Annotated in this window: 10 protein-coding genes; 9 read left to right on the top strand and 1 reads right to left on the bottom strand. The window is 48.6% G+C overall.

Annotated elements, in window-relative coordinates:
• Positions 1-1,254: 1,254 nt before the first annotated feature.
• From spoIID to JOC27_RS13010, 8 genes are all read left to right on the top strand, one after another.
• Positions 1,255-2,259, top strand: a complete 1,005-nt coding sequence (gene spoIID, locus JOC27_RS13045) for a stage II sporulation protein D (RefSeq protein ID WP_205007711.1) — start codon at positions 1,255-1,257, stop codon at positions 2,257-2,259.
• A gap of 132 nt (positions 2,260-2,391) precedes the next feature.
• Complete coding sequence (locus JOC27_RS13040) at positions 2,392-3,246, top strand: stage II sporulation protein SpoIIQ (RefSeq protein ID WP_205007710.1); 855 nt, start codon at positions 2,392-2,394, stop codon at positions 3,244-3,246.
• A 949-nt stretch (positions 3,247-4,195) separates the two neighbouring features.
• Complete coding sequence (locus tag JOC27_RS13035; RefSeq protein ID WP_338062815.1) at positions 4,196-5,374, top strand: amidase; 1,179 nt, start codon at positions 4,196-4,198, stop codon at positions 5,372-5,374.
• Positions 5,375-5,522: 148 nt separating this feature from the next.
• A complete protein-coding gene (locus JOC27_RS13030) occupies positions 5,523-6,242 on the top strand; it encodes a FadR/GntR family transcriptional regulator (RefSeq protein WP_239530324.1) in 720 nt (239 codons plus the stop codon).
• Positions 6,243-6,575: 333 nt separating this feature from the next.
• Positions 6,576-8,186, top strand: coding sequence for a gamma-glutamyltransferase (gene ggt / locus JOC27_RS13025; RefSeq protein ID WP_415641018.1), 1,611 nt, complete (start codon positions 6,576-6,578; stop codon positions 8,184-8,186).
• A gap of 131 nt (positions 8,187-8,317) precedes the next feature.
• Positions 8,318-9,487 carry an MFS transporter gene (locus JOC27_RS13020; RefSeq protein WP_239530326.1) on the top strand — a complete coding sequence of 390 codons (1,170 nt, stop codon included), beginning with the start codon at positions 8,318-8,320 and terminating at the stop codon, positions 9,485-9,487.
• A 170-nt stretch (positions 9,488-9,657) separates the two neighbouring features.
• Positions 9,658-10,236 carry a chromate transporter gene (locus tag JOC27_RS13015; RefSeq protein WP_205007708.1) on the top strand — a complete coding sequence of 193 codons (579 nt, stop codon included), beginning with the start codon at positions 9,658-9,660 and terminating at the stop codon, positions 10,234-10,236.
• Positions 10,233-10,766 carry a chromate transporter gene (locus JOC27_RS13010; protein WP_205007707.1) on the top strand — a complete coding sequence of 178 codons (534 nt, stop codon included), beginning with the start codon at positions 10,233-10,235 and terminating at the stop codon, positions 10,764-10,766. The genes JOC27_RS13015 and JOC27_RS13010 overlap by 4 nt, the downstream gene beginning before the upstream one ends.
• Before the next feature lie 50 nt (positions 10,767-10,816).
• Here JOC27_RS13010 and JOC27_RS13005 read toward each other — a convergent pair whose 3' ends face one another.
• Positions 10,817-11,050, bottom strand: coding sequence for a hypothetical protein (locus tag JOC27_RS13005; RefSeq protein WP_205007706.1), 234 nt, complete (start codon positions 11,048-11,050; stop codon positions 10,817-10,819).
• Between the two features lie 124 nt (positions 11,051-11,174).
• Here JOC27_RS13005 and JOC27_RS13000 point away from each other — a divergent pair, with 124 nt between their 5' ends.
• Positions 11,175-12,227 carry a nuclease-related domain-containing protein gene (locus JOC27_RS13000; protein ID WP_338062816.1) on the top strand — a complete coding sequence of 351 codons (1,053 nt, stop codon included), beginning with the start codon at positions 11,175-11,177 and terminating at the stop codon, positions 12,225-12,227.
• The last annotated feature ends 189 nt before the right edge of the window (positions 12,228-12,416 follow it).

The following is a 12,416-nucleotide window of genomic DNA, read 5'->3' as shown; positions in this document are numbered from 1 at the left end:
AGTTGCACCTAAATCGAGGAAAGTCGCACCAAAATTCAGGAGTCGCACCTAATCGAGCAAAAGTCGCACCGAAATTCGGAAAAGTCGCTCCTAATTTCGGAAAAGTTGCACCTAAATCGAGGAAAGTCGCACCAAAATTCAGGAGTCGCACCTAATCGAGCAAAAGTCGCACCGAAATTCGGAAAAGTCGCTCCTAATCAAGCAATAGTCGCACCGAAATTCGGAAAAGTCGCTCCTAATCAAGCAATAGTCGCACCAAAATTCAGGAGTCGCACCTAATCGAGCGAAAGTCGCTCCTAATTTCGGAAAAGTCGCTCCTAATCAAGCAAAAGTCGCACCAAAATTCAGGAGTCGCACCTAATCGAGCAAAAGTTGCACCGAAATTCGGAAAAGTCGCTCCTAATCAAGGAATAGTCGCACCGAATTTCAGGAGTCGCACCAAATCGAGGAAAAGTCGCACCGAAATTCGGAAAAGTCGCTCCTAAATCAAGGAAAGTCGCACCGAATTTTGAGAGTCGCACCAAATCGAGGAAAAGTCGCACCGAAATTCGGAAAAGTTGCACCTAAATCGAGGAAAGTCGCACCGAATTTCAGGAGTCGCACCAAATCGAGGAAAAGTCGCACCGAAATTCGGAAAAGTCGCTCCTAATCAAGCAAAAGTCGCACCAAAATTCAGGAGTCGCACCTAATCGAGCAAAAGTCGCACCGAAATTCGGAAAAGTCGCTCCTAATCAAGCAATAGTCGCACCGAAATTCAGGAATTGCATCAAATCTGAAAAAAGTTAGGCCGAACCCGGCAAAAGTTAGGCCGAAGCTCAGAGGTGAAACCGATTATTTACTAAATTCTGAGGCAGCTTGATCCCAAACACTAAAAATGCATGTTGCGTTATCAATCGGAACGTTCCGCGGTCGCGGAACGACCATTTTTCAATGGACCTCTTTAAGGCCAACCTTTTGGGAAGGGACTTAGTTCAAAAATTAAGCCTATTCCTTGAAAAGTTGCACCGAAATTTGGAAAAGTTGCACCGAAATTTGGAAAAGTTGCACCGAAATTTGGAAAAGTTGCACCGAATTTTGAGAAAAGTCGCACCGAACCATCAAAAAATAAGACCGAGATTTATCCCTCGTCTCGCTTCATTGAATCGCACATTCGCTCAACCTCCACCTCTAGGTTTTTCTTGTTGCCGCGTTCTAGTAAATCGCGGCTTGTCATATTAATAGAGCGATAAAACTCTGCCGTTGGAGGACGCGCCAATGAAGAAAACCGCTCTGACCCTCTTCGTCTTCGCCTTAATCATCCTAGCCATTCCGGCAGCGATTGTTCTGCCGTTCAAGCATCAGACCGAAAAGCTACATCTGCCAATCATCGGTCAGACAGTCGGTAAATCAAGCGCGAAACCAGCCGACCTGGCTGCGCCCATTACTGTTGCCGTGTACCGCGCAGCAAACGGAGTGACAGAACAGGTCGACCTAAATCGCTATTTAATCGGTGTCGTCGGTTCGGAAATGCCGGCGAAGTTTCCAATTGAAGCGCTGAAAGCCCAGGCGCTTGCCGCCCGCACCTACATCCTTGCGCAGCTGATGAATAACCCCAATGCCCGCGTGTCTGATACAGTTGAGAATCAGGTCTACCACAGTCTGCCCGAGCTGAAAAAGATTTGGGGCAAAGATTACGACTGGCGGATTAAGAAAATCACCCAAGCGGTCGAGGCGACGAATAATAAAGTCATAACCTATCAAGGCAGCTTGATATCACCCGTGTTCTTTTCTACGAGCAACGGTCGTACCGAAGACGCCAGCAACTATTGGTCGCATGCGGTGCCCTATCTACGCTCAGTCGCGAGTCCTTGGGATAAAGCCTCGCCAAAATATAAGAATACGAAAAAAATGAGTACAGACACTGTGGCCGCCGCATTAGGCGTCTCACTAAGTGCTTCGGACGGCGCGATTGGAAAAGTTGTTCAATGGACAGGGACCGGACATGTGGCACGGTTCGCAATTGGCAGCAAGACATTCACCGGACGCGAGATTCGCGAGAAACTGGCGCTCAGTTCTACTGACTTCACACTCACGCGCCAGGGCGACACGATCATCGCGCAATCAATCGGCAGCGGTCATGATGTCGGCATGAGTCAATACGGAGCTGCGGGAATGGCACAAGCCGGTAAAAACGCCAATCAGATTGTCACCCATTATTATAGCGGCACAAAAGTGACAACGCTGACGCTACGGGCCCAAACCGCGCTCGCACGAAAATGAGGAAGCGAATCGGCCCGACGATTCGAACCTATCACATAAAAACAACAAAAATAGAAAATTATCAAAAAAAATACACCTGGAATGTATAGAACCCTCGCAATCTGATCACAATGATTGCTGAGGTGATACTAGTTGACAGAAAACAATAATCAAAAGAAATCGCAGGAAAAAGAACTGTCCGGTCTGCGAAAGCTAGCAAAACGGCGCTGGTTCTATCCCGCTTTATATCTCTGTGTGGCAGCACTGGTCCTCACCGGTGTGCTATTCTTCCAGATGCGGGGCGCAGAACAAGCAAAGCAGAATGAGGAACAAAATCGTGTCGTCTTTAATCAGGACAAACCGTCCAAAACGATGACCGCAGCCGATGAAGTCTTTGAATGGCCGGCTGTGCGCTCAGACACCCAGGTCGTCCAGCCATTCTACGACCCGAAAGGCACGAAACAGGAACAGGAAGCCGCTCTCGTAAACTATAATCACACCTTCGTCCAAAATACAGGCATTTGCATTGGCGCGAAAAATGATCAAACGTTTGCGGTCACAGCGGCCTTATCCGGAAAAGTTGTTGAAGCCAAGAAAGACCCGCTGCTCGGTTACACGATCACATTGAAACACGCAAATGGCGTTGAAACACTCTATCAAAGTCTAGCAACCAGCGACGTCACACTCGGCCAAAAGGTAGATCAAGGCGAAACGATTGGCACAGCCGGCACGGAAAACTTTAACAAGGCCATGGCGATTCACCTGCATTTTGAAATTCGCAAGGATGGCGTTCCCGTCAATCCAGTGTCTTACATGAACAAAGGAACCGCTGATGTCACAACCGCTGCATCAGACACGCAGACAACTACAGCAACACCGTCTGCTTCTGAAAAAATGCAAGGAACAAGCAGCAGCACAAGCTCCACCACACCAAACAGCAAGGGTGGACCAAGCCAAGGCTCCTCTGTTGAACAAGGACAAACGGATAGCACTAGCTCAGGTAACTAAATTTAATAGAAAAAGAGCAGCAGCTCAGGCACTTAAACAGGCCGGCAGCTGCTCTTTTCGCTTTTCCATAAAAAAGATTTGCTACTAATAAATTAGATTCAGATCGGGCTTTGCTAGATTTAAAACGCAACGCTCGAATTAGGAGCGACAGTTGCTCGGTTTGGTCCAACGCTCGAACTTCGGTTTTTTGAAAAATGGTCGTTCCGCGATCGCGGAACGTTCCAATTGAATGTTTAAAAGCATGTTTTCATTGTTCGAATACTTTTCACCATCTCAGTGTTCAGAAGCCTCAATAATGGCACAATTCTAGCCTCGTTTGAGCAACTTTTTCTAATTTCGGAGCAACTATTCCTCGGCTTAGCTCGGTTTTTACGATTGAGCCTAACTTCTCTGCATCGGTCTAACTCCCGATTTTCGGTCTAACTTTTTCGCAGATTCGGCCTAACTAATTAACGGTTCGGCCAAACTATTCCCTGGATCGGTCTAACTCCCGATTTTCGGTCTAACTTTTGGTGGGTTCGGTCTAACTATTTTCTGGTTCGGTCAAACTATTCCCTGCATCGGTCTAACTCCCGATTTTCGGTCTAACTTTTTCGTGGGTTCGGTCTAACTTTTGGTGGGTTCGGTCTAACTATTTTATGGTTCGGTCTAACTTTTCACGAATTCGGCCTAACTAATTAACGGTTCGGTCAAACTATTCCCTGGATCGGTCTAACTCCCGATTTTCGGTCTAACTTTTCGCGGATTCGGTCTAACTAATTAACGGTTCGGCCAAAATTTTCCTCGCTCCGGTCTCCAGATTTTTAGCTTACCGCCCGAGTAGGCTCGAGCATCGCCAGAGTAACCCCGCACATGTCTTTGTATTTATTTTCAAAATAATAAGTGAATGGAACAGGCATTATGCTATAATAAACAAAACCGGTCTGACCAGTGCTGATAGAGAAATGGGGTGTGCAACATCAAAGGCGAGATATTTGGTGCTTTTATTAAAGATAATATGGACATCGAGCCGGTAGCCAGTGGCCCGCTCGATAATCTTATTTTTGCTGTAAAAGACGTTTTTGCGATCAAAGGGCACACCAATAGTGCCGGAAACCCGGTCTGGCTGAACACGCATCAAGCGGCGGACCAGGATGCGGTTGTGATTCGCAAGCTGCTTGAAAGTGGTGCAACGCTGCGCGGCGTGACTGTGACTGATGAGCTGATGTATAGTCTCAAAGGGGACAACAAACACTACCCGCCAACGATCAACCCGCGCTTCCCGGATGGATATTCCGGCGGGTCATCAAGCGGTTCAGCGGTGGCTGTGGCAGCCGAATTGGTTGATTTCGCGATTGGCACGGATACAGGCGGCTCGGTACGAATTCCCTCCGCATATTGCGGCCTGTTCGGCATCCGTCCGACCCATGGCGCGGTCGCGATCGACGGTGTGATTCCGCTTGCGCCGAGTTATGATACGGTTGGCTGGATGGCGCGGGATGCGGCGACTTTGGAAAAAGTCGGCGATTGCCTCCTGCCGCAACAGCCGGTCAAATTCTATTCAAATTTTTATGCCTTGGAAGAGGCATGGCAGCTGGTTGCCTCAGAAGAAGAAAAGGAAGCTTTGCTGCGCTTTGCTACGCAATTAATAAAAGAAAAACCGATTGAAAAGCGCAGTTTACCGTTCGTCAAGACAGCAGAACTCGCGGAAACCTTCCGAATCATTCAAGGGATTGAAGCATGGGAAAACCATGGACAATGGGTCGAAGCCCATCAACCCGACTTTGGCGCGGACATCGCCGGACGTTTTGCGGCCGCGTCAAAAATGAAACACGATGCTGTCTTCCACGCGGCATGTGAAGAGAAGCAAAGGTTCGGCAGACAACTGGACGAATTTCTCGGAAATAGCGCGCTGTTAATCTTGCCGACAACCTACGGACCGGCGCCAGCAAGAAACGGCTCGCTCGAACAAGCCGAACGCGTTCGCGCGCAGACGATGCAGCTGACCTGCATCGCCGGTGTATCCGGCTTGCCGCAAGTCACTATTCCGCTGATGGTCGGCGGGAAACCGCTCGGCCTGTCGCTAATTTCCGGCCGCGGCACCGACCGGCAATTGCTGGCTTTTGTGGAAAAATGTTTTCAAAAATAAAAATGATACACCAGTTGATAAAAGCGTCCTATTCAAATCACCGGTGCCCATGTATAATAGTCTGATAGTATGAAGGCGCAAGCCTTGGTTTGCGTTATCCCCGTGGCTAATCATTTCCGAACGCTGCGCGAAGAAGGAGTCAGCCCAGTTGATTGGCGTCAGTGAAACAGTACAGAAATTTATTCTTGATTATATTCGGACACGCGCGAAGCCTGGCGAGAAACTGCCATCGGAGCGCGAAATTGCAAAAATGCTCGAAGTCGGTCGTTCCTCTGTTAGGGAAGCCTTGCAAACGTTGACCGAACGCGGAATCATTGAAAAAAGGCCAGGTAAGGGCAATTATCTGATTGATCGTTCGACTGATCAGCATGCGTTTGATATACGCAATTTATTGCCGGCATTCGATGTCGAATCATCCCTCGATTTGCTTGAATTCCGTCGCTGTATCGAAACAGAAAATGCATATCTGGCAGCAAGGCGACGGACAAAAGAGACATTAATGATTCTTGAAGAAGCCGTCGGTGAATTGAAAACGTGCGTGGAGCGTCAGACATCGATCATTGTTCCGGATTTGAAATTTCATAATGCGATTGCCCATGCCACGCAGAATAAAATTATAATTAGTGTCTATGATTCGCTCATTAGCTTTTCAAAAAAAGTACGTATCGAAATGGCGATTAACGATGATACCGAGCACGCACTTTTCTATCATACAAGTATTTTTGAAGCCATAAAAAATGAGGATGAAGAAAAAAGCGGAAACCTGATGCGGCGCCACATCGAGGATGTCCAATTGCATTACAAAAAAATGCTCTCCGAAATCACGCCCCTGGAAAGCCAGTCCAAACAAGTAACAATAGAAGAATAACATGACGAAAGTGAGAAGCTGTTCCAAGGCCTAGAATTGGCTGTGGGGCAGCTTTTTTTATGGGAAAATTCGAAGGAAACAGCTCAAAAAAAGTGGTGAGACAATTGCAGATGGAAGAGTACTGCAAGAGTGTTTATTGGAGAAAAATTCAGTTCAGCCATAAGGCAATGTAAAAAATATGTCAGATAATCTAACAGTACATCAGACAATTCAGTATTATTGATTATAATAGAGTCATTAACTGGTCTGACCGGTCAGGCCTTATTAAACAAAAATTTAATGAGGTGATGCGCGCCGTTCCAAATGACTTTTGCCAATAAGGGAGACAGCCAGATGATGCTTCATTTTAATCAATCGTGTTATCAAGCAACAAGAGTTCCGGTTTATGGGAGAAAAGGCATGGTTGCCACCGCGCAGCCACTGGCGGCACAGGCGGGACTTGAGATATTGAAAAAAGGTGGCAACGCGATTGACGCTGCGATTGCTGCCGCATCGGCGTTGACCGTGCTCGAGCCGACATCAAACGGGATCGGCAGCGACGCCTTCGCTCTGATTTGGACCAAGGGTAAATTGCACGGGCTGAATGCCAGCGGTAACGCACCACAAGCGCTGACGGTGGACGCACTTCGAAAAAGAGGATTCGATGCGGTTCCGATGCGCGGGTTAGAGCCAGTGATGGTTCCTGGTGCGCCGGCAGCCTGGGCGGCATGCGTGAAGAAATTCGGTCGTCTCTCACTCAAAGAAGTGATGCAGCCCGCAGTTGATTATGCGGCAAACGGGTATCCAGTCTCCCCAGTCGTTGCGCATAACTGGGAACGTGCCGCAGTTGATTTTAAGAAAAGTCTTAAAGGACCCGAATTTGCCAACTGGTTTCAAACGTTTGCGCCAGAGGGACACACACCTCAGGCAGGAGAGATGTGGCAGTCAAAAGAGATGGCAGAGACCCTGAGAAAAATTGCCGAATCTGACGCTGAAGAATTTTACAGAGGCGAATTGGCGGAACGAATTGACCGCTTTTCGAAACAGTTTCAGGGCTTCATTGCGAAAGAAGACATGGCCAATTATCATCCGCAATGGATAGACCCGATTTCTGTAAACTACCGCGGCTATGATGTCTGGGAAATGCCGCCGAACGGGCAAGGCATGGTCACGCTCATGGCGCTGAATATCCTCAATCATTTTGAACTGAGCCACAAGGATTCGCCGGAAACCTATCATAAAATGATCGAAGCTTTGAAACTCGCTTTTGTAGATGGGAAAAAATATATCACTGATCCGAACGCGATGAAAAATGAAGTGGAGCAATTGCTTTCACGGGCGCATAGCCTTGCCCGCGCACAGTTGATCGGCCATGAAGCGCTGCAGCCAATAGCCGGAACATTGCCGAAAGGCGGGACCGTTTATCTCGCCACGGCTGATGCGGAAGGAAATATGGTTTCTTATATCCAGAGCAATTTTAAAGGCTTTGGATCAGGAATTGTTATCCCGAAGACAGGGATCTCACTGCAGAACCGCGGCTTTGATTTTTCGCTAGACGAGCGAGACGCAAACTGCCTCGCACCAGGCAAGAAGACGTACCATACGATCATGCCGGGTTTTCTTACGAAAAACGGTCAGCCTGTGGGTCCATTCGGCGTAATGGGCGAATATATGCAGCCGCAAGGACAGCTTCAGGTCGTCACCAACACGATTGATTTCCATCTTAATCCACAGGCGGCGCTTGACGCACCGCGCTGGCAATGGACCCACGACAAAAAAGTGATGGTAGAAACCGACTTTCCGATCGCCGTCGCACAGGAGCTAGCCAGACGCGGTCACGATATGTCGATGGCGCTCGATCGGAATTCTTTTGGCAGAGGACAAATTATCTGGCGCAACAACGAAACCGGCGTGCTTGTTGGTGGAACAGAGTCGCGGGCAGACGGCGTTGTCGCTGCATGGTAATAGAAAGTAAACAGAGAGAAACAGAAGGAGAACAATCTGAAAATGCACCAACCAATACAAGGAGGCAATTTGATTTGACGAAAAAAAATTATGTTCTGATTACGGTTCTCTTCTCTCTCGGCTGGGCGTTTATGTATGCAGACAGAAATATACTTTCACCAATTATGAGTGTCATTGGAGCCGATTGGCATCTATCAAAAAGTTCGCTTGGCCTGATGTCCACCGTGTTTTTTACGACCTATGCGCTAATGCAGATTCCAGCTGGTTTTCTTGCTGATCGTTTTGGCCGGGTGAAAGTTCTTGTTGCAGGTTATATTTTATTCGGCGTTGGGACCTTCTTTAGCGGCCTCGTTTCTGGATTAGGCTTGTTCCTGATTGTCCGTGCGGTGACTGGTTTAGGCGAAGGTTGCTACTACGGACCGCAATACGCGATTTCCTCGCAAGCGTTGCCGAAGAAATATCGCGGCCTGTCGTCGGCGATTATCAACAGTGGGATGGCACTCGGGATATCGGCAGGTTTCATCGTATCGAGTTACCTGACCTTCACCCTTCATAAGAGCTGGCAATATTCCTTCTTTCTGTTCGGTGTTCTAACCGCAATTGTCGCCATTTTGATTGCTGTCTTTATCAAAGATACGCGTCCAGAAATGAAGAAAACAGTTAAGGTGAAGCAGCAAAAAGTTGATTTAAAAATCCTATTTAGCCGCAATCATATTTTTACCTATATCCTTATTTTCTGCTCACTGTATGGATTCTTTGGCATGCTGACTTGGTTGCCCTACTATTTGCAAACGGTCAGAGGAGTCAGCGGGACACAGACGGGTATCATTTCGTCGTTGGTTCCTTGGGCCTCGATTCCCGGCGCCATTTTCTTTGGTTATCTGTCCGATAGAATAACGAATAAAAAACCGCTCGTTCTCTTCCTGGCACTGCTCGGCGCGGTTTGTCAGATTGTCATTCCGTATACCCAGAATTACTCTTTGATGATTACAGGCCTCGTCATTTACGGTTTGGTTGGCAAACTAGCACTGGATCCGATTCTCGTATCCTATGTTGCTGAGAATACACCATCGATTATGTATTCACGGGCGTACAGCATCTTTAACTTCGCGGGAATGGTTTCATCGATTTTTGCTCCATACATTACCGGTTACTTTGCAGATATGACGGGTCATCTTGAAATCGGCTTTTATATTTCTGGTGCGCTGCTCTTTATCGGCGGCATCCTGTTTCTTTTCACCAATAAAGAACCGAACGCCGTTGCGTCAGCGGCAAACGATTATATGCCGGCTGCGCAGTAAAAGAAGTTTATTGAATCGGATGTTTGGAAAAGAGGATATTCTCCGCATCGGAGAATGTCCTTTTGTCGCACTACTTTTTAAAGATTCTTTAATCGAACATTTTAGACGCAATGATTCTTCAAAATCCTGTTATGATTGATTGGTAAACTCATTTTTGAAAGGCTGATTCGATGACTGTTCAAGAAAAAGCAAGACCGCGGATCCGCGATATTTTCATCGCCTTTTTCCGCTCGAGCATACTGACGTTCGGCGGCGGGCCTTCCGCGATTCCGCTGATCGAGGCCGAAGTCGTGAAACGGTTCGGCTGGATGACGATCGAGGAATACGGCGATGTTGTCGCAATCGCCAACGCGTTGCCCGGACCGGTCAACACGAAAATCGCCGGGTATATCGGCTGGAAAATCAGAGGATGGGCCGGAATGCTAATCGCATTGCTCGCCTGCGTCGGCCCAATGGTGGTTGTGATGATTGTGCTGCTCGGCTTCCTCACCGCGTTCCAAAAAGAGCGCTGGGTCCAAGGCATGACCCATGCCGTGCTACCGGTCGTCGGTGTATTGATGGCGCAGCTCACCTGGAGCTTTCTCTCGAGCGCCAAAAAAGGACTCGGCTGGATTGTCAGCCTGCTCCTCGTTGCCGCAAGCTTCATCTTAATGGAAGTGCTCCATGTTGAGCCGCCAATTCTGATTGCCGCGACCCTACTTTACGTGCTGATTAAACCCGTCCGCGCGCGGAAAGGCGGTGCCCAATGACGGTCCTTTGGCATCTTTTTCTCGCCTTTTTTATCCCCGGCATTCTCGGTTACGGCGGCGGTCCGGCTTCAATTCCGCTGATTGAGAACGAAGTCGTCGGCCATTACCACTGGATGACGGTCAGCACATTCAGCAACGTGCTGGCGATCGGCAACTCACTGCCCGGCCCGATCGCGCCGCAATTGGCCGGCTACATCGGCTACGAGGTCGGCGGCGTGCCCGGTTCGCTGATCGCGCTATTCGCGACAATCGCGCCCTCGCTGATTCTGCTGATTGTACTGCTGCAAATCCTTTACAAATTCAAAGATTCGCCAAAAGTCAAACGGCTAACGATGCTGATCCGGCCGATCATCGTCGTCATGCTCGGCATGATGGCCTTTAACTTTTTCGCCACAGCCAAGGCCGCATCCGGCTGGCTGCCGATGATCCTGATCGGCGCCGCCAGCTTCGTCCTGATGCAGCGCTTCAAACTCCATCCGGCGCTCGTGATCGCCGGCGCCCTATTGATCGGCGGCGTATTTATGCATTAAAAAATGGCTCCCAGGAACTGGATTTTGATCCGGTTTCCTGAGGCCATTTTTTATTTTGTAAAATTCGTCCCGAATTTTTTCATGATGGCCACGACCTCTTGCACATGGCCCGGCTGCAGAAGCGGGGTGATTGTCGCAGCGAAATGCGTTAGGTATGCCTGGTCAAAACTTCCGTCCGCCTGTTTTTGAAAACTCTCGCTAAGCAAAGCCTTGGCAGCGTCCTGCTTTTCCTCCGGCACACGCGCAAGGATGTATTGGTAAAATTTTTCCTGTCCCTGATCCATAGAAACACGCCCCTTTTTTATAAACCTTTCCGAGAAAATTTTATCATAGAACGAACAGGAAGGAAAAATGAAAACGCTGTCGAAATATAAATTATTCGACAGAAAGGAAGGATGCTCATTGATTGTGAAACCGCAATATGTTCCGTTTCGATTGCTTGCTGATCAGGCCCTGCTCGATCACTTACCGCGCGGCATACCGGAGCACGCGACGATCGAGGATGATTTAGCTCGAGCACAAGCCGGTTGGCGTGGCGAGCAGGAACTGGCCTTCCGGCTCAGCATGTTCCCAGACGAATCGGTTCGCATCTTTTATGACCTTGGCCTAAGCACCTTGCACAACACGTTTCAAATCGACGCGTTTTTATTGACTCAACGCTTTGCCGCTTGCCTCGAAGCGAAGAATTATTCAGGAACCCTGACCTTTCTCCCGGATGGTCAGCTGATCCGAACACTGGGCAATCGCCGCGAAGGCCTGCGCAATCCCCTGATTCAAGTGCAGCGCCACGTGTCGCTTTTGACCCATTGGATCGCCGCCAGGCAATTCCCAAAACTGGCGGTCAAACCTCGAGTGGCAATAGCGAACAACGCCACGATGATTGAAAATCCCAGCCATCTCCAAAACGTTGCCACATGCGTGACCCACGCGGAGCAAATCCCATCCCATATTTCCCGACTGATTCAAGAATTGCCACAGCAATTGACTTCAGAAAAACTGCTCCAAATCGAGCAACAACTCCTTGCCGCGCACGCGGATTCCGTTCCCAATGTATTCGCCCAATTTAAAATTGATCCCCAAACCGTTCGGCGCGGCGTGCGCTGCCCCCGCTGCAAAGGCTACACCATGAAACGCGCCTTTGCCACTTGGCACTGCGTCCAATGCGGCGCAACCGACAGGACCGCCCACATCCCAATGATTCTCGACTATTTCCTGCTCTTCGGCCCAACCATGACCAACGAGCAATGCCGCTGGTTCCTGAAAGTGGAGGATCGCAAGTTAATCCGAAACTTATTAATAAAAATGAACTTCAATCCCGTTGGAAAAGGAACTGGTCAAGGACTGTACTATGAACGACCCGCTCACAAAATCTATCATGATTATTATGTTTCAAATAAAAATAGGAACGAACCATGGAACCACAAATATCCGGTAATAACTAGTTCTATCCGAAAAAGTTAGACCAAAGCGGGGAAAAGTTAGACCGAACCATGAAAAAGTTAGACCGAATCCGTGAAAAGCTAGACCGAAAATCCAGAGTTAGACCGAAGCGAGGAAAAGTTAGACCGAACCATGAAAAAGTTAGACCGAATCCGCAAAAAGTTAGACCGAATCCGCAAAAAGTTAGACCGAAAATCCAGAGTTAGACCG

Origin of the sequence: Sporolactobacillus spathodeae (assembly GCF_016908935.1) — a bacterium.
Lineage (GTDB): Bacteria > Bacillota > Bacilli > Bacillales > Sporolactobacillaceae > Sporolactobacillus > Sporolactobacillus spathodeae.
The sequence above is the reverse complement of the archived record's forward strand: the minus strand, read 5'-3'. Positions and strand labels throughout refer to the sequence as shown.